Source organism: Novosphingobium rosa NBRC 15208 (genome assembly GCF_001598555.1).
Lineage (GTDB): Bacteria > Pseudomonadota > Alphaproteobacteria > Sphingomonadales > Sphingomonadaceae > Novosphingobium > Novosphingobium rosa.
This window is the reverse complement of the sequence record NZ_BCZE01000029.1, coordinates 77,542-99,629: the sequence shown is the minus strand read 5'-3', so window position 1 is coordinate 99,629 and position 22,088 is coordinate 77,542. Positions and strand designations below refer to the sequence as shown.

Sequence of the window (22,088 nt, the reverse complement as noted above, 5' to 3'; positions counted from 1 at the left end):
CCCGCATCAGCATGGCGGGCTGCCACGCCGCCGAACCATAGGCCGCGACGAAGCAGATGGCGAAGCCCAGATAGAGCGGCGCCAGCACCGCGCGATTGTCCCAGAACCAGCGCGCGCTCTCGCCGGGGGTGGGGGTGGGCATGGCGGGGCCGACCTGATGGCGCGGTGGCTCACGGGTCAGGGTCATGCCCAGCACCACCAGCAGGCCGATGATGCCGGCAAAGACGAAAGCGATGCGCCATGGCGGCAGTGTCGCCAGCAGCGGCCAGCTTGCGAAGCTGCCCGCCGCGGCCGCGCTCAGGATGCGACCGGTGAAGGCCATGGCCAGGCCTGCCGCCAGGGCCTGACCCATCATATAGAGGCTGATCGGGCGACCGCGCCGCTCAGGGGGAAAAAGGTCGGCGATCAGCGAGATGGCAGAGGGGCCCAGCGCCGCCTCGCCCAGCCCCACCAGCAGGCGCGCGATGAACAGATGGCCGAAGCTGGAGGCGAGGCCACTGCCGATGGTGGCCATGCTCCACAGCAGGATGCCGCCCATCAGCAGGCGCTTGCGCGAGACGCGGTCGGCCAGCAGCCCCATCGGCACGCCCATGAAGGCGTAGAACAGCCCGAAAGCCAGCCCCTGCAGCAGGGCGATCTGCGCGTCGCCGATGCCCAGCGAATGGCGCACCGGATCGACCACCATGTTGAGGATCGAACGGTCGATCACCGAACAGATCCCCGCCAGGAACAGCAGGACGACCATCCCCCATGCCCGCCCCGGTCTGGGCCATGCGGCGGCGGCCTCGGGGGCTGCTGCCGGCATGGGGGTGGACCCGGAGGCGGACAGGGAGGCGGGCCTCATGCTCAGAGCAGCCCGCAGGAACGGGCGCGGGTCTTGATGTAATTGCCCAGCCAGTCAAGGTTGCGGAAGCGCAGCGTGCCGCGTCCCACCGCCACGCTGGACTGCGCCATGCCCGCCACCAGACGCAGCGCCTTGGCCATCAGGAACAGCTCCTTGTTGGCGATCTCTTCGGCGGTGAAGGGGCGCACCGTCTGGTAGCCTTCCTCGAAGGCGGTGCCATAGCTGTCGGAGAAGCCGTAGAACAGGTTGCCCCAGACGTAGTTCTGCACGTCCTGCATCAGGAAATCCTCACCCGCCGCGTCGAAATCGAGCAGAGTGATGGTGCCCGCCTCGTCGACATGGACGTTGGAGGGGTGGAAATCGCGGTGGCACACGCCCAGCGGCACATTGCCTGCCGCCAGCTCGTCGAGGCGGCGGTCCAGGTTGGCGGCGATGATCGGATAGTCGCGCAGGTCATCGGGGCGATCATAGACGAAATCGATCAGCGCGGGCATGCACAGATTGTAGTCCTTGGCCGTCGCGGTCGAGAAGGTGTGGTCCTTGCCCGCCCATTCATTGCCCAGCAGATGCATGCGGGCGAAGGCGGCGCCGATCCGGTGCGCGGTCTCCTCGCTCAGCATGTCGCCGAACTTGCGACCGGGGGCCCAGTCATACATGGCCAGAGCGCGGGGGCCCTCGGGCGTGGCGGCCTTCCAGTAGAGCGTGCCGTCATGCTGGGGCACGGCCACGCTGGCGGGAAAGTTGCGGTCCTTGAGGAAGGCCAGATAGTCCAGCTCATAGGCGACATCGTCGACATCGCGATAGGTCTTGCGCCACACGCGCAGCGCATATTTGGTGTGGTCGTCCTTGACGAGATAGACGTCATTCATGCCGCGATAGAGCAGCCAGGCTTCCACCTTGCCCTGCATCGGATAGCGCGCGGCCACCTCGCGGGCGATGAAATCGGGGTGGACGACGGAATGGGAAATCTGCGCCAGCGGCAGATCCTGTTCAAGCGAGGAAGGTACGAAGGTCATGGGCCAGGCGCTCCGGGGCTAGATCGAAAATATCCCGGTCGAGGTCAGGAAGCTCCTGAACCACGCAGCCGGGGATGAGGCGGGCCGCGGCCAGCGCGGGCTCCCGCAGGGTTTCAAAGGGTTGCAGCAGCAGAACCGGCAGGTCGAGGCGAGCCAGCCGGTTGAAATCCCAGGACCATACGCCGCGATAGGCCCAGGTGAAACGGTCGAGAATATAGGCCTTGTCGGCGAAATGGCGCACCGCGCGCTCCAGCGGCACGCCCGCCGCGCGGCCACCCACAACATAGGCCCACAGCTTGCCCAGCAGGCCCAGGATCACCGTGCCCTCCTCATCGGGCGCGGGGAAGCTTTCGGCCTCGGCCAGCTTGCGGGCGCGTTCCTCGGCCGGATACATCGGGATGCCGGTGAGCGCCATGCGGCGGATCTGGGCGGGCAGGGCCAGCGCCAGTTCGATGGCCAGCAGCGTGCCGGTGTGAAAGCCATAGAGATCGACCGGGCCGGTGATCTCCAGCGCGCCCAGCGCATCGGCGAAAGCGGTGGCATAGCCAGCCATGCCCGGCGGGGCAGGAGGCGCATCGCTCATGCCATGGCCGGGGGTGTCGAAGGCGATCACCCGCCGGTCAATGGCCAGCGCGGCGATCAGTGGCTCATACTCCCATGAGGAGGACGGATTCTGATGCAGCAGCACCAGCACCGGCGCGTCCGTTTGCCCATCCGCCGGCCCGGCCTCGCGGTAATGCATCTGCCCATAGCGGCAGGTGGTGTAGGCGCGCCGGATCGGCATGGTTCAAAACGGTCCTTCCAACAGGCGATGAAGGCGCACAGTGCCGCAGAGCGGAGAGCAGGGCATCATGCCGCCTTGGTTTGATCGCACAGCGGGCACTAACGGGCCGGCGTGCCGCCCAGTTCGGGGGTCACCTGCTCGATATAATCGCTGAGCAGGCGGGCGAAGCGTGCGGGCACCTCCAGCGGCGGATAATGGCCGACATCGGGCATGATCAGCCGGCTGATCCGCGCATTGGGCATATGCCGCACCAGCGCCAGCGCCGCGCTTTCGGGCAGCAGCGGGTCGGCCCCGCCCCACAGCAGCAAGGTCGGCGCGGTCACCTTGTTCATCTCGAGATCGGCCTGTTTGCCGTCGCCGATGCGCGCCATCATGGCGATGGGATGCGCCTCGGGGGTGCGGCGGTTGAAATCGTGGTATTCGCGGCGGGTCTGCGGCGAAATGCGGTCGCCGTGCCCCGCGAAGAAGGTCAGGAACTGGTCCCAGAAGATCTGGTCCTGATAGCCGCCATGCCCCTTGGCGCGGGCCTGCGCATCGAGAAAGGCCTTGGGCATCACCAGATGGCTGGTGTCCACCGGGTCCGACGGCGTGTTCGACAGCACCAGCCGCGTGACCAGATCGGGACGCCTGGCCGCCAGATACATGCCCATCGTGCCGCCGCTGGAGACGCCGACGAAGGTGACCTTGCTCACATGCAGCGCATCGAGCAGCCCCTCGGCCACCTCGACCGGCTGGACCGTGCGCTCGGCCTCGTCGGAAATGCGGCCCGAGAGGCCATAGCCGGGAATGTCGTAACGGATGATGCGATAGCGCTGCTTCAGCTGTGCCGCCACGCCATCCCACGTCCGCAGCGAACTGACCGAACCATGCACCATGAACAGCACGGGGGCATTGCGGGGCCCCTCGTCCTTGTAATGGATCTCCAGTCCCTTGATGGTCATGAAGCGGCTGACCGGATCGGCATAAAGGTGGCGCAGTTGGGCAATGGTCAGCCATGGCGCCTGAGGTGCGGTGGCGGCGGCAGGCTGGGCGCAGGCGGGCTGCGCCATGCCGCCGCCGATCAGCGCAAGCGGCAGCAGGAAGCGAAGGCGGCGGGGCAGGGGCATGGAACATCTCTCCGCAAGAGGGTGGGGACCATCGCCCGATCCTGCCGCCCTGTCACCCCGCAGGATGCCCGATGGCAGGAAGGAGGCGTTTACAGTGCCGCGCGGTGGGCGCGGGCTTTCTCCAGCCTGGTCTCGTCCAGATCATAGAGCCACAGGAAGATGCCGTTGATGGTGAACATCGCCATGGGAATGACGGCATAGCCCATGGTCAGCGCCAGCACCGCGCTGGGCGGCTGGGTGACGAGCTTGCCGCCCACGGTGGGCACATAATGGAAAGCGCGCAGGAAGATTCCCAGCAGCGCCACGCCCAGCGCAAAGCTGGCCTTCTCGATCACCGCGACCGTGCTGGACATCAGCCCCTCGCGCGATTGGCCGGTCAGCGCCCGGTCATAGGCCATGGTGTCGCTCAGCATCGAGACCGACATCAGGATCAGCGCGCCCGATCCTGCGCCGCTGATCACCCCGCGCCACAGCAGGCCGAGCGTGTCGATGCCCTTGTGGGCCAGCAGCCAGCTGAGCGCGGCGGCGCAGAACAGCAGCACGCCCACCAGATAGGTGTTGCGCTTGCCAAGCCTTTTGCCCAGCCGCACCCACAGCGGCATCGAGGCGGCGGAGACCACATTCTGCGTGATTGCCAGCCAGATCTGCCCGCTGTAGCCCACGCCCAGCACATTGAGCATATAGAGCAGCGCGGTCGAGCCGATGCTGGCGAAGGCCAGAAACTGGAACACCTTGGCCCCCAGCAGCAGCATATAGGGCCGGTTGCGGGTCATCAGCTTCAGCTGCGGCCAGATTTTCGCCCGCTCCGGGTGGTGCGAGCTGTGGCTGGCCGTCAGAGGCCCATGGATGGCGGGCGTGCCCAGCGCGGTGGCGGTCATCGCGCCGCCGATCACCAGAGCCATCACCAGCCCCATCATCGCATAGGCCGAGGCATTTCCACCGCCCTGCCTGATGATCGCCGCCGTGCCCGCCATCGCCAGCAACTGTCCGATGGAAACGAAGACCGTGCGGAAGGACAGCAGCCTCGTGCGTTCATGATAACCGTGAGTCAGCTCGGCGGGCATCGCCATATAGGGCACGTTGAACAGCGAATAGGCGGTGGAATAGAGCATCTGCGCCGCGATCATATAGAGGATCAGCGCGGTCTGGCTCAGCACCGGCGGGGCGAAGAGCATGAAGAAGGCCACCGCCGAACACAGGGCGCCCGCCAGCAGGAAGGGACGGCGGCGGCCCCAGCGCGAGCGTGTGGCGTCGCTCCATGTGCCGATCAGCACATCGACCACCGCGTCATAGAGCTTGGAGGCCATCATCAGATAGCCCGCCACCTCGGGCGATTGGCCCAGCACGGTGGAGAGAAAGGCCGGATAATAGGAGGTGACGGCGTTGAGCATGATCGACACGCCCACCGTGCCCACACCGAAAGAGAGGCAGATGCGGGTGCTCAGCCTTTCGGCGCTGGTGCTGTTGGTGAGGGGAGCGGTCATCGGGCGGCTTCCTTCAGGAAGGCATGGATGCAGCCCGCCTTGGCCGCATCGCCCGGCGGCAGGCTGGCCTCGCGCCCGTTGGTCAGAATCTGCAGCGCGCGGGCGACCGAGGCGTTGAGCAGCGCCAGCTCCTGTTCGGGCTTGAGCAGCAGCGTGGGCGCCTGCACATGCGCCATGCGGGTGAAGGCGTCATACTCGAAGGCTGCGATATAGGGCCTGGAATAGGTGTCCCAGCTTTTCAGCACGTCGAGCGTGATGCGGTGCAGGATCTCGGGGCTCGGCATGGGCACATTCAGGCGATGCTCGCCATCCTGCTTGAAATGCGGGAAATAGAGCGCCTGATCGCGGCAGAAGTTGAAGGCCCAGATCAGGTGGCGGCCATAGGCGTCGGGCTCCACGCGCGGGGCGTAATGGGCGATGACCTCCGCGCGCAGATCGGCGGGATATTCGGTGATGCCGTCCAGCACCAGCCGCCGCGTGCGATCCGGGAAGCGGGCGGCGAATTCGCAGGCGATGCGCGCGCCGGTGTGCGTGCCATAGAGGTCGACCCGCTCCAGCCCCAGCGCATCGGCCATGCGCGCCATCGACTCGGCGAAATAGGCGATGTCGGGCCTGTCCTGGATGGGCGGGGCTGAATCGCCGTTGCCCAGCGTGTCCGGCGCGATCATCGCGCCCTTGTGACCGGCTGCGTTCAGCGCGCGCATCAGCCCTTGCATGAACCATGAGGATGCGGGCGAGGCATGCAGCAGCAGCAGCGGCGCCTGCGCGCCGCCGGACTGGTCTGCGCTGCGGCGCAGATGGAGTTGCCCTTCGGCAAGCGGCACGAAGGCGCGTTCGATCGGCAGGATGGTGTCGGGTGTGGAGCTTGTCATGGAACGCCACGCTACCGGCCCGCGCCCGCGCGCATCACGCGAATGCCCGGCTGACCAACAGGCGGATAGTTGGCAGGCCTCATGCTGCAGGTCGCCCCGGCGGTGCCATCAGGCGGACATGAGTTTGATCCCGCCTCTCCCCGATGATGCCCTGCTCGACTGGCTCAGCCGCGAGGGGCCGATGAACCGCGCCGAGGCGGTGGCGGTGATGGAGCGCCATGGGCTTGACGGTCTGGTGATCGGTCAGCCGGTGCATGTTTTTCACGCCACCGGCCATTGGCCCCAGATCGCGCGGACCCGTCTGGGCCAGCCGCCGGGCACCTTTGCGTTGCTGACGCGGCGCGGCGAGATCGGCTTTGTCACCAGCCGTTTCCTGCATTTTTACACCTTCGCCGATGGGCGCGTGCCTGGCGCGATGCCCTGCTGGCTCTATGACGACCTGTCGGACAGCGATCAGCCCGGCCCGGGCGGCGAGGGGCCGCTCCTGCCCGATCGCGGCCATGTTCCGCTCTCGCCGCTGGAGGCGCATCGTTTCGAAGCCAGCGCGGCGGCGCGAGCGCAGCGGCAGGGCTTCAACAATGCCGGGGCGGCGCTGGTCGGCGCGGTGAAAGAGATGGGCCTGTGGGGCGGCGCGATCGGCGTCGACGATCCGGTGCTGGCAGGCGTGCTGGCGCGCCATGGCCATACGGGGCGGGTCGTCCCGGCGGAGAACATCCTGCGCGAGATCCGCCTGATCAAATCCGATCTGGAAGTCGCCCTGATGGCCCGCGCCGCCGAAGCCAATGTTCAGGCGTTGAACGCCGTGGGCCGCGCCGCCCGCGCCGGGGCCACCCATCGCGAGATGCATGCGCTCTATCGCGCCGAGGCCGCGGCGCGCGGCAATACGGCGGTGTTCCTCAACATCGACCGGGCGTCCTCCGAGCTGCTGTCGGGGCAATTGCGCGACGGGCAGGCGCTGTTCCTCGATGCGGTCAGCCATTTCCAGAACTATCACGGCGATTTCGCCCGCACCGTCTTTATCGGCGATCCCACCCCTGCGGCGGCGCGTGCCGCCGAGGCGGCGGCCTTCGCCTGGAGCGCGGTGCGTGAGCAGCTCAGGCCCGGCCTGCGCTTTTCGCAGATCGTCGCGCTGGGGCAGGCGGCGCTGGCCAGGGCCGGCTACGATGTGACCATCGGTTTTGGCCCGCACAGCGTGGGTCTGGCCCATACCGACGAGCCGGGCGAGGATGCGGGCGGCTTCTGGCGCAAGCCCGATATCGAGCTGCGCGCCGGCATGATCCTCTCGGTCGATTGCCCGGTGCTCGATTGCGGCATCGGTGGTTCGGCGCATTGCGAAGACCTCGTGCTGATCACGCCCGACGGCTGCGAACCCATCCATTCCCTTCACGAACCGGTGATTGTTGTATGACCAGACGCTTTCTTCTGTCCGCCTCGCTGGCCGATCCCGCGCTTGCCGATCCCGCCGTGGCGGGCCCCGTGCTCGATCAGGCGCAGGCCGCCGGTCTTGACCTGCTGCTGCTCGGCCGTGCGGGCGCCGTGCCTTTCGACGCGCAGGTGCTGGCCGCCTGGGCCGCCCCGCGCCTGACGCGGATGGGCGTGGTGCCGGTGATCCCGCCGCGGCTGGGCCATCCCTTTCATGTCGCCCGCGCGCTTTCGGCGGTGGATTATCTGGCGGGCGGGTTGCTCGGCTGGAACCCCGTGGCCGAGGGCGAAGAGCCTGAGCAGATCGCTGATCTGGTGCAGGCCACCCGCGCCCTGTGGGATGGCTGGGACGCCGATACGCTGGTGATCGACAAGGCCAGCGGCCATTATCTCGATACGCATAAGGTGCGCGCCAGCCATTACGAAGGGCGCTGGTACAAGACGCAAGGGCCGGTCAACGCCATGCGTCCGCTGCAGGATCACCCGCTGCTGGTGGTCGATGCGGCCTCGCCCTTCGCCGTGCCGGGCGTGGATCTGGCGATCGCCGCCGAGGGGCAGAGCGCCCCTGCCGCCGCCCGCCTGCTGCGCCGGGTGACCCTGACCGACGATCCGGGCGCGCTGGCCGACGCTTTCGCGCAAGGCGACATCGACGGCATTCATGTCGATCTGGCGGGCGCCTCGCCGGAATTGTCGAGCTTTGCCGAGCGTTTCGCCGCGCTGGCCAGTCCCGCGCCCGACGCCACGGGCACGCTGCGCCAGCGGCTGGGCCTGCCTTTGCCCGAAATCCTGTCCGCGCCTGTGAACGCATCCGTCAAGGAGAGCCTGTGATGCCCAAGCCGATCCATCTCTGGGCCTTTCTGCAAGGCATCGGCCATTATCCCAGCGGCTGGCGCCATGCCGATGCCGATCCGCGCGGGGTCTTCACCATGGACTATTACCGCAAGGTGGCCCAGACCGCCGAGCGTGGCTGCTTCGACGCCATCGTCTTTGGCGACCAGCTGCAATCGCGCGGCGCGGGCGGCCGCACGCCGCAGCGGCTGGCGATGCCCACGCTCGATCCGATGAGCCTGCTTTCGGCGATGGCCTCGGTCACGCAGCATGTCGGTCTGGTGGCGACGGTGTCGACCACCTACAACACGCCCGAGATGCTGGCCGAGCGCTTCGGCACGCTGGACCGCATCAGCGGCGGGCGCGCGGGCTGGAACATCGTCACCACCGCTCACCCTGATACCGCCCCCAATTTCGGCGAGACCGAGCTGCCCGAAAAAAGCCTGCGCTATCGTCTGGCCGCCCAGACCGTGGCTGAGACCAGCGCGCTCTGGGATGGGCTGAACGCGCAGCATGGCCCCTCGCCGCAGTTGCGTCCGGTCTATGTGCAGGCGGGCCAGTCGAATGACGGGCGCGATTTCGCCGCCCGCACCGCCGAGGCGATCTTCTGCCCCGCCGCCACCATCGAGGATGGCATCGCCTTCCGCAGCGATCTGCGCCGCCGCATTGCCGAAGCCGGGCGTGACCCGGATGGCGTGAAGATCATGCCGGGCCTCTCCTTCATGCTGGCCGATACGCCCGAAGAGGCCATCGCCCGCGACGAGGCGCTGCTGGCGTTGGCCGATGAGGCGCTGTGCATCGAATATCTCTCGGAATCGCTGGGCTTCGATATCACCTCCTATCCCGCCGACGGGCCGATCCCCGCCGAGGCCATCGTCGCCGGAACGATTCTGCCCGCCGCCGACATCGCCCGCGCGTTGGAAAAGCCGGTGGCGCAGGGGGTGACTCTGGGCGCCTTCGCCTCGCGCTTTGTCCGCACGCCGCGCGGGCACAACATCTTCCGTGGCACGCCTGAGCAGATGGCCGAGATGATGATCGCCTGGGTCGAGGCGGGGGCCTGCGACGGCTTCACGCTTCAGCCGGCCTTCATGGCCTCGGAACTGGAGATGTTCGTCGAGCGCGTGGTGCCGCTGCTTCAGGCGCGGGGCGCGCTGCGCAAGGCCTATCCCGGCACCACCTTGCGTGAAACCATGGGCCTCACCCGCCTGCCTTCGGAGATGGCCGCATGAAGCTGTGGCGCGCCGCGCTGGGGGGGCTGGGAGCGCTGGCGCTTCTGGCGGGGGGAAGCGTGGCGGCGCTGAGGGCGGGGGCCCTGCAGACCGGCCTCGATACGGCCAAGGCGCGCTGGGCCGCCGCGCCCTCGCGCTTCGTCACGGTGGACGGCGTGCCGCTCCATGTGCGTGAGGAAGGGAAGCCGGGTGCCCCGGTGGTCGTGCTGCTGCATGGCAGCATCGCCAACATGCATGAATGGGATCTGGTGGTGGAGCGGATGAAGGACCGCTATCGCCTCGTCCGCTTCGACTGGCCGCCCTATGGCCTGTCGGGCCCCGATCCCAGGGGCGACATGACCACCCCGCGCGCCGCCCAGCTGATGGACGGGCTGATGCGGGCGCTGGGCCATGATAAATTCGCGCTGGTCTCCACCAGCAATGGCGCCAATGTGGCGCTGGAATACAACCGCCAGTTCCCCGGTCATGCCACGGCGATGGCTTTTTCCATGCTGCCGCTGGAACGCCCCAGCCAGACCCGCAAGGTGGGGCTGTGGATGCAGACCCTGGTGTGGTTCCACACCCAGCTGGTGCCCGACTGGCATTCGCATGCCTTTTACCGCGCGATCCTGAAGGACACCACGCCGCCCGGCTTCCAGCCGCAGGACTGGATGGTGGACAGCATCTATGACGCCGACAATCTGCCCGGCGCCAATGCCCGCCAGAAGGCCTATCTGGCCGCCAATGTGAAGCTGTTCAAGACCGACATCATCGCGCGGGAAACCGCCGCCGTGCATGTGCCGGTGCTGCTGCAATGGTGCAGCTATGACACGGTCATCAGCCAGAGCGCCGACGCTTCGGTCAAGCGCTTCGCCAACGCGCCGGTGCAGCTGATCCGCTATCCGAACCTCGGTCATTTTCCCTTCTGGGAGAACCCCGATCTCTTCACCCGCGACCTGACGCGCTGGCTCGACAGCCAGAAGCCGTCCTGAGCGCGGGCCCTCCACTGACCGCAGCCGGGCCTGTCGGCCCGATCACCGCAAGGCGGATAGTTCCGCCGGTTCCCGCATCCCGGCTGGCCTTCGCGTCCATACCGCAGGCAGCCAAGAGTTTGGAGTCTATTCGCTATGACAGGGGTTGAACGGTGCCAGATCGCCATCGTCGGAGCCGGCCCGGTGGGCACGGTGCTGGCGACGCTGCTGGCCCAGGCGGGGCAGGATGTCATCATCTTTGAAGCCGGTGGGGATTGCGCTCAGGATCTGCGCGCCTCCACCTTCCACCCTTCCACGCTGGAAATGCTCGACACGATCGGCATCACGCCGATGCTGCTCGATCGCGGGCTGAAGGCGCCGGTCTATCACTGGCGCGACCGGCGCAGCGGCGAGGTGATCGATTTCGACCTTTCCGAAATCGCCGATGTCACCCGCTATCCCTTCCGCATCCAGTGCGAGCAGTATCACCTTTCGCGCGCGCTGGCCGACGGGCTGGAAAAGCATGGCAATGCCCAGATGCGCTTCGGGCGCCGCCTGCTCACCTTCGAGCAGGACGATGCCGGGGTCGATCTGGCGTTCGAGACCATGACCGGCATCGAGAAGCTGCGCTGCGACTATCTGATCGGGGCCGATGGCGCCAATTCGATTGTGCGCAAGTGGCTGGGCATCGATTTCGACGGCTTCACCTATCAGGAGCGTTTCCTGACGCTTTCCACCCAGATCGAGCTGGCCGATTACCTGCCCAATCTGGCCTATGTGAACTATGTCTCCGATCCGGATGAATGGCTGGTGCTGCTGCGCGTGCCTTCGGTGTGGCGCGTGCTGGTGCCCACCGATGCGGCGATGGGCGATGATTATCTGCGCTCCGACGCGATGAAGAGCGGCATCTTCAAGCGCTTGCTGGGCGAGGATCTGGATGTTTCCACGCAGCATCGCACGCTGTATCGGGTGCATCAGCGCGTCGCCAAATCCTTCGGGCGGGGCCGGGTGCTGCTGGCGGGCGATGCCGCGCATCTCAACAATCCGCTGGGCGGCTTCGGCATGAATTCGGGCGTGCACGACGCCTTCAACCTGTTCGACAAGCTGCAGACCACCATCGCCACCGGCGATCGCGCGCCGCTGGAGCTGTATGACCGCCAGCGCCGCACGGTGACTCACAGCTTCACCCAGACCCAGACCATTGACAACATGGCCTTCATCAAGGGCGGTGCGGGCGAGGGGCATGAACGCCGCCGTCAGGCGATGCTGGCGCTCAAGGCCGATGACGACAAGCGCCGCGCCTATCTGCTGCGTCAGGCGATGTTCGAAAGCCTGGCGCAGGCGCGCGAAATCGCCTGAGGGAGGCGTGACCATGGAGGTTCGGAACACAGACGTTCAGGGGTGGCGCAAGCTGCTGGGGGTGATCGCCCCCTCCACCAACACGGTGGTCCAGCCGGATATGGAGCGGATGCGCCCAGAGGGCGTGACCAACCATATGTCGCGCATCTTCGTGCAGGATCCGGTGGCGCTGACCAATGAGGATTTCCTTGCGGGCACGCGCGCCATTTCCGAAAACACGCTGGACGCGGTGCGCGCGGTGATGACCTGCCGCCCGGATTATCTGGTGCTGGGCATGTCCGCCGTCACCTTTTACGGCGGCGTCGAGGGCAGCAGGGCCTGGAAGGCGCGGATCGAGGACGAGGCGGGCGTGGGCGCCAGCACCGGGGCCGAAAGCGTGGCCGCCGCGCTGCGCGCCTATGGCGGGGTGAAGACGGTGAGCTTCGTCTCGCCCTATTATCCCGTCGCCAATGCCGAGGTTCGCAATTTCCTCGAGGAATCAGGCTTCACCGTCAAGCGCGACGTGCCTCTGCAATGCAGGCGCTGGACCGATATCGCCAAGGTCACGCCCGACGTGCTGCATGGCGTGATCGCCGAGCTGGATGGCGACGATGTCGACGCCATCGTGCAGGTGGGCACCAATCTCTCGATGGTGGATCTGGCTGCCGCATATGAGGCGAAGCTGGCCAAACCGGTGATCGCCATCAACACCGCCACCTATTGGCACGGGCTGCGCGCCTGCGGCATCGAGGACAAGATCAAGGGGCTGGGGCGCCTGCTCGCCGAATTCTGACGAGTTCCGCAAAGGAAACGTCCGCAGGAGGGAAGGCGCGGTTCGCAAGAGCCGCGCCTTTTCTTATGGGTATCGGCATGCTGACCAACCCCGGCGCCATGGCTGGCGCCGGGGCGGATCGCGTCACCCCGCCGCCACACCCCCGGTGTCCAGCAGATGTGCGATTTTGTCGGCAGCATAGCCCAGCCCGGCCAGCACGGATTTGGTATCGGCCCCCGCCAAGGGCAGGCGGTTCAGCTGCCCCGGGCGGCGCCCCGCCAGTTCCAGCGGAATGGTGGGCAGCTGCGTGGCGCGCCCATTATCCAGCACCACATCCTCCAGCCCGCCATGGAGCAGCTGAGGATCTGCGAACAGATCCTCCGGCCTGGCGACGGGGGAGAAGGGGATGCCCGAACCCTCCAGCCGCTCGATCATCTGGGCGCGGGTGAAGGTGCCAATGGTCGCGCGCACCTCGGGCAGGATGCGGTCGCGCGCGGCGACGCGGGCGCTGTTGCCGCGCAGGCTTTCATCGGCCCACAGCGCGTCGAGGCCGAAAAGCGTGCAGAACTTGGCCCACAGGCTGTCGCTCACCACGCCGATGAACAGCGGGTGGTCGGCGGTTTCGAAGACATCATAGATCGCCCAGGCCGAGATGCGCGCGGGCATGGGCGCGGCGGGTGTGCCGGTCACCGCGAATTGCGCCATATGCTGGCCGACCAGATAGGCCGTGGTTTCAAACAGGCTGGCGACGACCTTTTGCCCATGGCCGGTGCGGTGGCGCTCTTCCAGCGCGGCGAGGATGCCGATCACGCCGAACATCGCGCCGGTCACATCGATCACGCTGCTGCCTGCGCGCAGGGGCCGCCCGGGAGGGCCGGTCATATAGGCCAGGCCACCCATCATCTGGGCCACCTCGTCGAGCGCGGTGCGCTCCTCGTAAGGGCCGGGCAGAAAGCCCTTTTCGCTGCAATAGATCAGGCGCGGGTTGATCGTTGCAAGCGCCTCATACCCCAGCCCCAACCGGTCCAGCGCGCCGGGGCGGAAGTTCTCGACCAGAATGTCGGCGCGGGTCGCCAGATCGCGGGCGACCTCCAGCCCGCCGGGCGATTTGAGGTCGAGGCAGATCGATTGCTTGCCCCGGTTGTACATCGGGAAATAGCCCGCGCCTGATCCGGGCAGGCGGCGGGTGGCGTCGCCGCCGATCGGCTCGACGCGGATCACCTCGGCGCCGAGGCCAGCGAGGATATGGCCCGCCGCCGGGCCCATCACCATATGGGTGAATTCAACGACACGCAGGCCAGACAAAGTCCGGGGCGGGGTGGGCGAGGCGGTGTCGCTCATCGGGCAATCCTTTCATGATAGTCCAGCATCACCCCGGCATCGGGGGTGAAGCCGTAAAGCGGTTCATCGGGCAGCGCCTCGGCCAGAATCTTGCGCACCGAGAGCAGGCGCTCCAGATCGATGCCGGTCTTCAGCCCCATGGCGTTAAGCATCAGCACCAGATCCTCGGTCACCAGATTGCCCGAGGCGCCCGGCGCATAGGGGCAGCCGCCAAGGCCACCCAGCGAGGCATCCAATGTGGTGATGCCTTCCTCAAGGCCCGCCAGCGCATTGGCCAGCCCCAGCCCGCGCGTGTTGTGAAGATGCAGCGTGGTCAGCGCATCGCCCACTTCCGCCCTCACCGCGCGCACCAGCCGCTTGACCTGCGCGGGATCGGCATAGCCGGTGGTGTCCGACAGGCTGAGCTCCTTCGCCCCCGCCTCCAGCGAGGCGACGGCGAGACGCACCACCGTGCTTTCGGGCACCGCGCCCTCGATGGTGCAGCCAAAGGCGGTGGAGAGGCCCACCGCGAAATGCACGCCCGCCGCGCTGGCCTGATCGGCGATCTCGCGAATTTCCTGCAGCATCCGGGCATGGTCGCGCCGCACATTGCGGATCGAATGGGTCTCGCTCATCGAGAAGGGCGCGCTCATGCCATGCACCCCCGCCTCGATGGCGCGGGCCGCGCCCTTGGCATTGGGCACCAACGCCACCACGTTCAGCCCCGGCAAGGTGCGGGCGAAGGCGACCAATTCAGCGGTGTCGGCCATCTGGGGCAGCAGGCCGGGGGGCACGAAGCTGCCCACCTCGATCTCGGGCACGCCGCAGGCGGCCTCGGCGGCGATCCAGGCCTTCTTGGCCTCCAGCGGCATGACGCGGCTGATCGATTGCAGCCCGTCGCGCGGGCCCACTTCGGAGATGGTGATAAAACTCATGATGCAGCTTTCGCAAGATAGACCCAGGGCCGCGCGGCCCGGTCGGCGTCGGTCCAGACGGCGATGGCGGCCCGGTCCTTGAGGGTGAGGTCGATGACATCGAGCCCTTCGAGCAGCATGGTGCGCGCCTCGGCATCGACGGTGAAAGGCAGGATGTCCGCGCCGTGGCGCACGCATTGCGCCTCGAGGTCGATGGTCACCACCTGCCCGGCCAGCGCCTGCACCTGCCCCAGCGGCAGGGCCACCGGCAGCAGTCCGTTGCGCAGGCAGTTGTTGGCAAAGATCGGCGCGAAGGACGGCGCGATCACCGCGCGAATGCCATATTCGGCCAGGGCCCAGACGGCATGCTCACGGCTGGACCCGCAGCCGAAATTGGCCCCGCCCGCCAGAATGCGGGCGTCAGTGAAAGCGGGCTGGTTCAGCACGAAATCAGGGTTGGGGTTGCGCCCCTCGCTATAGCGCCATGGCGCGAAGAGGCCCTCGGCAAGGCCGGTGCGGCCGGTGCTTTTCATCTCGCGGCTGGGGATGATGGCATCGGTGTCGATGTTGTCCATCAGCAGCGGGGCGGCGATGCCGGTCAGCGTGGTGAAAGGGGTCATGCCGGAAACTCCTTGGCCAGCAGCGCCCTTGGATCGGCGATATGGCCCGCCAGCGCGCTGGCCACCACGGTTTCGGGGCTGGCGATATGGGTGCGGATGCCGGGGCCCTGCCGCCCCTCGAAATTGCGGTTGGTGGTGGAGATGGTGCGGCTGCCGGGCGGGAAGCTCTCGCCCCCCGCGTAAAAGCACAGCGAGCAGCCGCTGCGGCGCCACTCGAAACCGGCATCGATGAAGATGCGGTCCAGTCCCTCGGCCTCGGCGGCGCGGCGGGTGGCCTCGCTGCCGGGAACCACCAGCGCCTTGCTCAGGCCGGGCGCGATGTGGCGGCCCTGCAGCAAAGCGGCGGCGCGGCGCAGATCGGTGAGGCGGGCATTGGTGCAGCTGCCGATAAAGGCCACGTCGATTGGCGTGCCCAGCAGGGGTTGCCCGGCATCGAGGCCGATATAGGCATGGGCGCGCTCGGGGCCTTGCGGGATCAGGGCGTCGATGGCCATGCTGTGCTGCGGGCTGGTGCCCCAGCTGACCATCGGGGCGAGGGTTGCGGCGTCGATCTCGATCTCGCGGTCGAAAGCGGCGCTGTCATCGCTGTGCTGGCTGCGCCAGAAGGGCGCGTCGAAATGGGCGGGGGCGTGGCGTCGCCCGGCGAGCCATGCGAAGGTCTTCTCGTCCGGCGCGATGATCGCAGCCATGGCGGAAAATTCGGTGGCCATATTGCAGAGCGTCATGCGGCCCTCGATGTCGAGCGCCTCCACGGCCTCTCCGGCGAATTCCACCACATGGCCCGCGCCGCCGCCCGCGCCATGCCGGGCGATCAGCGCCAGCGCCATATCCTTGGCGGTGACGTACACGGGCAGGATGCCGGTGAAGCGCACGCGCATCGTGGCGGGGCGGGCGAGGCGCAGCGTGCCGGTGGTCATGGCATGCTCCGCCTCGCTGGCGCCGATGCCCCAGGCCAGCGCGCCCAGCGCGCCCTGCGTGCAGGTATGGCTGTCCGGCGCGACCAGCGTGCAGCCGGGCAGCACGATGCCCAGCTCGGGCGAGATGACATGGGTGATCCCCTGATCGGGATCGTTGACATCGAACAGCGTGATGCCGGCGGCCAGCGCGGCGGCGCGGGTTTCGGTGATGAAGGCCTGTCCGCCGGGCATCAGCGTGGTGTCGTCGCGGCCTGGGCGGGTGTCGACGATATGGTCCATCACCGCAAAGACGCGTGCGGGATCGCAGACCGGCCGCCCGGCCTGTGCCATGCTTTTGAGCGCGGCGGCGCCGGTGCGTTCATGCAGGAAGATGCGGTCGATCGCCAGCAGGGTGGTGCCCGTGGCGGTGACGGTGACCACATGGCGCTGCCAGATCTTGTCGAACAGGGTTTGGGGCATGGATGGGCTTTCAGCGTGGGACTTTGTCAGGGCGCGACCTCGATCAGCACCTTGCCGACATGGGCGGCGGCCTTGAGATGGGCGAAGGCCTCGCGCGCGGCGTCGAAGGGGAAGATCCGGTCGATGGCGGGGTGGATGGCGTTGGCGTCCACGGCGCGGGCCAGCCTTTGCAGCATGGCCCGGCTGCCCTCGGCGATGCCCGAAAGGGTGAGGTTGCCGCGAATGATCGGGCCGTAATCCAGCGGCTGGGCGCCGCGCCCGGCCAGCTGGCCGATCAGCACGATCCGGCCTTCCGGCGCCATCGCGCCGATGGATCGGGACAAAGTGGCCGGGCCGCCCAGTTCGAGCAGCACATCCGCGCCCTTTTCGCCGGTCAGCGCCAGCAGCCGCGCGGGCCAGTCGGGATGGGTGCGGTGGTTGACGGTGATGTCCGCGCCCAGCGCGCGGGCGCGCTCCAGCTTGGCGTCGCTGGAGGAGGTGATCGCCACGCGCGCGCCATGGGCTCTGGCGATCTGCAGCGCATGCATCGAAACGCCGCCGGTGCCCATGGTCAGCACCAGATCGCCCGCCTTCACCCGCCCGGTTTCGACCACCGCGTTCCAGGCCGTCAGCGCGCCAGAGGCCAGCGTGGCGGCCTGTTGGTCCGTCAGGCTGCCGGGCAGTTTCACCAGTGCCGAGGCTGGGACGCGGATGTATTCGGCCAGCCAGCCATCATGGGTGATGCCAAGGTCGTAGCCGAAAAAATCCGGCGAAAAAGCGCCATCCTGCCAGCGTGAGAGATGGGCCAGCACCACGCGGTCTCCCGGCGCGAAGCCTGCAACGCCGGGGCCGATCTCTGCGATCCGTCCCACGCCCTCGGACAGCGCAATGCGGTCAGGCGAGCGCGGCGCGCCATAGCGCCCTTCCACCAGCATCAAATCGCGGTGGTTGAGGCTGGCGAGCGTGACCCGCACCACCACCTCGCCCGGCCCGGCAACCGGATCGGGACAGGTGGCGGGCGTCAGGGCGGCGATGCCCGTCTGCCCGCCGATGGTCCATGCTTTCACGGCGTGTTCCGGAAAGCTTCGAGGATGTCCTCGCCGCGCGCAAACCATGTCTCGGGCCGGGCCGCCAGATCGGCCAGCAGCGCCTCGAAAGCGTCCATGCGATAGGGCAGGCCGATGATATAAGGCGTGAGATGCAGCGGCAGCAGCCGTCCGCCGCCTTGCCCCGCGGCCTCCTTCGCCAGCCAGTCATGGGCGTCCAGCACCTGCTGGGCGTAGCTGTCCACCGACTGTTGCTGGGTGTTGATGATCTGCCGGTCCGACAGCTCATGGTTGAGCGGAATGTTCACCAGCCCATTGGTGAAGGCATAAGGCATCTCGTCATTGGCCCAGTCGATCATATAGTCGAGGCCCGCTTCCTTCAGCAGAGTGGGCGTGGCGAAGCTCTGCGAGCGGGCGATGGAATGCCAGCCGCGCGGGCGCGTGCCGCTGACTTGCTCCAGCGTGGCCAGGCTCTGGACGATCAGGGCGCGCTCTTCTTCCACCGGCAGGGTGCTGGCGATGGTGCCGTTCATATCGGTGGCATGGGCGATGATCTCATGCCCCGCGCTGACGATATCCGCGATGATGCCGGGGTAGCGCGCGGCGATGGCGGCATTGGCCGCCACCGAGACCTTGGCCCCCACCTTCGCAAAGGCATCGAGCAGGCGGTAGAAGCCAACCCGCGTGCCGTAATCGCGCGAGGTGTAGTGGCGATAGTCGGGATAGGCGGTCTGCATATGGCCGGGGGCGCGGAAGGGCTTGTCTTCCGGCGTAATCGGGAACCATTCGAGGCTGACGACGAACCATGTCACCACGGTCTTGCCTGCGGGCCAGTGCAGCGGCGCGCGATGCGGCAGCGGGCTGTAGGGGTAAAGCGCATGGTCATAGCCCAGAGAACGCTTGGGATAGTCCAGATAGGTCGGATCGAGGCTCATGCCGCCACCTCCTGCTGAGCGTCGTTCCATGCGTCGGCGATGTCGCCCGCGCGGGTGATCCAGGCGCGACCGTCTGCGGCGATATGGCGCAACACCTCCTCAAAGGCGCCGATGCGGTGGGGCTGGCCAATCAGGTAGGAGTGCAGCGGGATGCACATCACCGTGCCGCTTTCCTCCGCCGCCAGACGTTCATACTGGCGGATCAGCGTCTGAGCATACTCACGCGGGCTCATGTTGTAGATGAAGAAGCCGTAGTGGTCGTTGACCTCCAGGCTGTAGGGCATCGAGATCAGCGAGCCTTTTGCCACCTTCACCGGAAACGGCTGATCGTCGTGATAGAGGTCGCAGGTGTAATCCATGCCATATTCGGCGATGAGGTCCAGCGTGCGCGGCGTATGCGTCAGCGCCGGGGCCAGCCAGCCGCGGATGGTCTGGCCGGTGGCCTCGCGCACGGTGCGGATCGAATCCTCGATGATCGCGCGTTCCTGCGCCTCATCCATGCCGTAGCTGTAGCGCGTGTTGTAGATGCCGTGGCTGAAGAATTCCCAGCCGCGCGCGTTCGCATCGGCGACCACCTCGGGGTGATGCTGGCACAGCGCCACCGAGAGGCTGACCGAGCCGGGGAAGCCATGCTTGCTCATCACCTCGGCCATGCGCCAGTGGCCCACGCGGTTGGCGTGGTCGCGATGGGCATAGCCCACCACATCGGGATGGGGTTTCGCCCAGCTCTTGCGATGCGGATTGGCGGGTGGGTCGATCTCGTAATATTCGAGGTTGGGGGACACCCAGACCGCCACCTTCTTGCCGCCGGGCCAGCTGATCGGCTTGCGGCCGCGATAGGGCGTGAAGTCGTAAAGCCCCGGGTCTTTTGCGCCGTCCTGCATCAGCGCGCCTCCAGCCAGTCGATCACCGTCTGCACCGGCTCGACATCGGCATATTTCAGCTGAAGGTCGGTGAGATTGGCGAAGTGGTAGGACTCATGCTTGTCGGCGCAGCATTCGATGGGGACGATGGTCCGATAGCCCCGGCTCAGACTGTCCACCGCCGCCGCGCGCACGCAGCCCGAGGTCGAGCCGCCGGTGATCACCACCGTATCGACCTTGTGCCACACCAGCAGGCTCTGCAGCGGCGTTTCGAAGAAGGGCGAGGGCATGCGCTTGGTGTAGACAGCGTCGTTCGGCTGGATATCGCAACGCTCGTCGAAGGCGTGGCGTTCGCTGTCGTACTTGATGTTCTGCAGCGAATCGGGCGTGTCGGTGCGGGTGCCCCACACGCCGGCATCGCTGGCGTCCTGCGCATAGGCCACATGGGTCCAGATCACCGGCATGCCCTTGGCGCGGGCCAGGGCGCTGATCGTGTTGACGTGTTCGATCTGGCGCGGATCGGTCTGATAGGCCGTCTTGTAGCGGTCGATGCGGGTGTATGCGTTCTGGAAATCCACGTTCACGATGGCCAGTTTTTCGCCGAAACCGAATTTGCTGCGGGCGGGATTGGCCATCACCTCTTCGAAGATCTGGCGGGCGGTCTTGCCGTCGCTGATCATGTTCGTGCCGGGAATGCTCATGCTGCCTGCTCCATGGGCGGGGGGAGATAGGCGCGCAGGCTCGCGCCCGGGCGGGCCGGATGCCATGGCGCCGCCGGTTTTGTCCGCCCACCGGAACAATGGAGGCCGGGCAGGGTGGTTCGAGCCGACAGGCGGTCATGCAAAAGCCCCCGCAAGTGGCTGGCTTGCGGGGGCTTCTCGGTCAGGTTGAGGAGAGGATCAACGCCGCGCCGAGGTCACGAACCATGAGCGGAACACGCCCTTGGACTCGCTGCCGAAGCCGCCCTGTCCGGGGGCCGGAGCCCATGCCGCATCCTGAAAGCCCACGGCCACATCCTTGAAGCCGGCGGTGCGCATCAAGGCGGCGTAATCGGCGGAGGTGGCGGCCTGCCAGGCAGGCTCATTGTTGTAATCGCGCTCGACCTGCGAGCGGATCTGGCTCCACAGGTCCAGCTCGTCATAGCGTGAGGGCACCTCCAGATGCACCGCCACGCCGCCGGGGCGCAGCAGGCGGTGGCTTTCGGCCAGAATGCGCTCGATCGCTTCCGCCGAGGTTTCATGCATCAGCGCGGCGGAGAAGACGAGGTCGAAGCTGCCATCCTCGAAGGGGGCCTGTTCCGCGCTGCCCTGCACGAAATGCGCCGCCACGCCCAGATGTCCGGCGCGGGCATGGGCATAGCGCAGCATCGAGGAGCCAACGTCGAGGCCATAGCTCTCCGCTTCGGGAAAGGCCTGCGCCAGTGGCAGCAGGCTGGTGCCCACGCCGCAACCCAGCTCCAGAATGCGGCGCGGCGCCAGATCGGGATAGAGCGCATAGACATGGGCCAGCACCGTCTTGCCGCGCCCATCGTTCAGGAAGCCGCCGTTGCGCCCCAGCATATAGACCGCGCCACCGCGATCCATCATCGCGCCCTGCTTCACGCCCGGCGCATCCAGATCATAGCCGCCCGGCATGATATGGACATGGCCATCGACCAGATAGGCGGGCGCCTTGAAATCAGGGTCAAGCTTCAGTGAGCCCAGCGACACCGCATCGGCGCGCGCGTCCAGCGCATCGGCCTGCCGTTCCACGCTGCGCCAGATATCGTCCCACATGATCTCCTGCGAGGCGCGGAACATGCCCGCCCAGCTGCGGAAGGCCGGTTCCTCGTGCAGCCGGGCGAAAGCCTCGGCATCGCGGTCATTATGCGAAGGGCCGGGATCGAGCTTGCGGGCGATTTCGCCCTGCAGCGGTTCGATCTCGCCGCCCAGCCACATCTTGAGGTCGCGGATGAAGAGCTGCTGCGCCATTTCGTCATGGCTGGCTTCGGGCAGCATCGGGTGAGTGAGCGAAGGCGTCGACATAAGATTTACCCTTCAAGCGCGCGGCGCGAGGCATCGCGCAGCGGACGGAAGACCTTGGCGATCAGGCTGTGGCGCAGCCCCTCGCGCTGCTGCGCGGCCTCGCCCTCGGCACGATAGGCCTCGACCTGAGCCCGAGGCAGCGTGCCATTGGCGTCGAGCAGCCGCTCCAGCGTATCGATGCGTTCGCGCGCCACGGCCAGTTCGCTGGCCAGCGCGGCGATCATCGACAGCGCCTGATCCTCGATGACGGAGAGGCCGGTGATCTCGCGGCGTCCGGCGGTGGGGGGAGGAAGGTTCACGCGGCAGCACTCCATTGGCATTCGGGACGATCCTGGCACTGGATAGCAGATCGTATCGGTCCTGTGT

Annotated in this window: 22 protein-coding genes; 6 read left to right on the top strand and 16 right to left on the bottom strand. The window is 67.1% G+C overall.

Annotation, left to right across the window (positions count from 1 at the left end):
• The 6 genes from SR3_RS12290 to SR3_RS12265 all read right to left on the bottom strand — a co-directional run.
• On the bottom strand, window positions 1-805 hold an 805-nt coding region (locus SR3_RS12290; protein WP_245653890.1), incomplete at its 3' end, for an MFS transporter.
• A 41-nt stretch (window positions 806-846) separates the two neighbouring features.
• Window positions 847-1,860: a phosphotransferase enzyme family protein gene (locus SR3_RS12285; protein ID WP_068086043.1), complete on the bottom strand. Its 1,014-nt coding sequence runs from the start codon at window positions 1,858-1,860 to the stop codon at window positions 847-849.
• Complete coding sequence (locus SR3_RS12280) at window positions 1,835-2,644, bottom strand: alpha/beta fold hydrolase (protein WP_068086041.1); 810 nt, start codon at window positions 2,642-2,644, stop codon at window positions 1,835-1,837. The genes SR3_RS12285 and SR3_RS12280 overlap by 26 nt, the downstream gene beginning before the upstream one ends.
• Before the next feature lie 98 nt (window positions 2,645-2,742).
• A complete protein-coding gene (locus tag SR3_RS12275; RefSeq protein ID WP_068086038.1) occupies window positions 2,743-3,750 on the bottom strand; it encodes an alpha/beta fold hydrolase in 1,008 nt (335 codons plus the stop codon).
• An 89-nt stretch (window positions 3,751-3,839) separates the two neighbouring features.
• Entirely contained in the window at window positions 3,840-5,234 is a 1,395-nt protein-coding gene (locus SR3_RS12270) for an MFS transporter (protein ID WP_068086036.1), read from the bottom strand.
• Window positions 5,231-6,106, bottom strand: a complete 876-nt coding sequence (locus SR3_RS12265; protein WP_068086033.1) for an alpha/beta fold hydrolase — start codon at window positions 6,104-6,106, stop codon at window positions 5,231-5,233. The genes SR3_RS12270 and SR3_RS12265 overlap by 4 nt, the downstream gene beginning before the upstream one ends.
• 118 nt (window positions 6,107-6,224) lie before the next feature.
• On the opposite strand from SR3_RS12265, the gene SR3_RS12260 reads away from it, so the two are divergent.
• The 6 genes from SR3_RS12260 (at window position 6,225) to SR3_RS12235 (ending at window position 12,666) form a co-directional block, all read left to right on the top strand.
• Complete coding sequence (locus SR3_RS12260; RefSeq protein ID WP_068086030.1) at window positions 6,225-7,514, top strand: M24 family metallopeptidase; 1,290 nt, start codon at window positions 6,225-6,227, stop codon at window positions 7,512-7,514.
• Window positions 7,511-8,356 (top strand): LLM class oxidoreductase, encoded by an 846-nt coding sequence (locus SR3_RS12255; protein ID WP_068086026.1) that lies wholly within the window; start codon window positions 7,511-7,513, stop codon window positions 8,354-8,356. Before SR3_RS12260 ends, SR3_RS12255 begins: the two co-directional genes overlap by 4 nt.
• Window positions 8,356-9,585: an LLM class flavin-dependent oxidoreductase gene (locus tag SR3_RS12250; RefSeq protein ID WP_245653889.1), complete on the top strand. Its 1,230-nt coding sequence runs from the start codon at window positions 8,356-8,358 to the stop codon at window positions 9,583-9,585. The genes SR3_RS12255 and SR3_RS12250 overlap by 1 nt, the downstream gene beginning before the upstream one ends.
• A complete protein-coding gene (locus SR3_RS12245) occupies window positions 9,582-10,556 on the top strand; it encodes an alpha/beta fold hydrolase (RefSeq protein WP_068086023.1) in 975 nt (324 codons plus the stop codon). Before SR3_RS12250 ends, SR3_RS12245 begins: the two co-directional genes overlap by 4 nt.
• A gap of 135 nt (window positions 10,557-10,691) precedes the next feature.
• The gene (locus SR3_RS12240; RefSeq protein WP_068086022.1) at window positions 10,692-11,894 is read left to right on the top strand and encodes an FAD-dependent oxidoreductase; all 1,203 of its coding nucleotides are present in this window, start codon (window positions 10,692-10,694) and stop codon (window positions 11,892-11,894) included.
• Between the two features lie 13 nt (window positions 11,895-11,907).
• On the top strand, window positions 11,908-12,666 hold the full coding sequence (locus tag SR3_RS12235) for a maleate cis-trans isomerase family protein (RefSeq protein WP_068086021.1): 759 nt from the start codon (window positions 11,908-11,910) through the stop codon (window positions 12,664-12,666).
• A 123-nt stretch (window positions 12,667-12,789) separates the two neighbouring features.
• Here SR3_RS12235 and SR3_RS12230 read toward each other — a convergent pair whose 3' ends face one another.
• The 10 genes from SR3_RS12230 to SR3_RS12185 all read right to left on the bottom strand — a co-directional run bounded on the left by SR3_RS12230 (window position 12,790) and on the right by SR3_RS12185 (window position 22,021).
• Window positions 12,790-13,986 carry a CaiB/BaiF CoA transferase family protein gene (locus SR3_RS12230; RefSeq protein WP_068086019.1) on the bottom strand — a complete coding sequence of 399 codons (1,197 nt, stop codon included), beginning with the start codon at window positions 13,984-13,986 and terminating at the stop codon, window positions 12,790-12,792.
• Entirely contained in the window at window positions 13,983-14,900 is a 918-nt protein-coding gene (locus SR3_RS12225; protein WP_174549146.1) for a hydroxymethylglutaryl-CoA lyase, read from the bottom strand. Before SR3_RS12225 ends, SR3_RS12230 begins: the two co-directional genes overlap by 4 nt.
• Entirely contained in the window at window positions 14,897-15,499 is a 603-nt protein-coding gene (leuD, locus tag SR3_RS12220; protein WP_068086017.1) for a 3-isopropylmalate dehydratase small subunit, read from the bottom strand. Before leuD ends, SR3_RS12225 begins: the two co-directional genes overlap by 4 nt.
• Complete coding sequence (locus SR3_RS12215) at window positions 15,496-16,875, bottom strand: 3-isopropylmalate dehydratase large subunit (protein WP_068086015.1); 1,380 nt, start codon at window positions 16,873-16,875, stop codon at window positions 15,496-15,498. Before SR3_RS12215 ends, leuD begins: the two co-directional genes overlap by 4 nt.
• A gap of 26 nt (window positions 16,876-16,901) precedes the next feature.
• Window positions 16,902-17,921: a zinc-dependent alcohol dehydrogenase family protein gene (locus SR3_RS12210; protein ID WP_068086012.1), complete on the bottom strand. Its 1,020-nt coding sequence runs from the start codon at window positions 17,919-17,921 to the stop codon at window positions 16,902-16,904.
• Window positions 17,918-18,835, bottom strand: a complete 918-nt coding sequence (locus tag SR3_RS12205) for a polysaccharide deacetylase family protein (RefSeq protein WP_068086009.1) — start codon at window positions 18,833-18,835, stop codon at window positions 17,918-17,920. Before SR3_RS12205 ends, SR3_RS12210 begins: the two co-directional genes overlap by 4 nt.
• Window positions 18,832-19,719, bottom strand: a complete 888-nt coding sequence (locus SR3_RS12200; RefSeq protein ID WP_068086006.1) for a polysaccharide deacetylase family protein — start codon at window positions 19,717-19,719, stop codon at window positions 18,832-18,834. Before SR3_RS12200 ends, SR3_RS12205 begins: the two co-directional genes overlap by 4 nt.
• The gene (locus tag SR3_RS12195) at window positions 19,719-20,399 is read right to left on the bottom strand and encodes an isochorismatase family protein (protein ID WP_068086003.1); all 681 of its coding nucleotides are present in this window, start codon (window positions 20,397-20,399) and stop codon (window positions 19,719-19,721) included. The genes SR3_RS12200 and SR3_RS12195 overlap by 1 nt, the downstream gene beginning before the upstream one ends.
• Window positions 20,400-20,597: 198 nt before the next feature.
• Window positions 20,598-21,722 (bottom strand): class I SAM-dependent methyltransferase, encoded by a 1,125-nt coding sequence (locus tag SR3_RS12190; RefSeq protein WP_068086000.1) that lies wholly within the window; start codon window positions 21,720-21,722, stop codon window positions 20,598-20,600.
• A 5-nt stretch (window positions 21,723-21,727) separates the two neighbouring features.
• The gene (locus tag SR3_RS12185; RefSeq protein WP_157098813.1) at window positions 21,728-22,021 is read right to left on the bottom strand and encodes a hypothetical protein; all 294 of its coding nucleotides are present in this window, start codon (window positions 22,019-22,021) and stop codon (window positions 21,728-21,730) included.
• Window positions 22,022-22,088 lie beyond the last annotated feature (67 nt).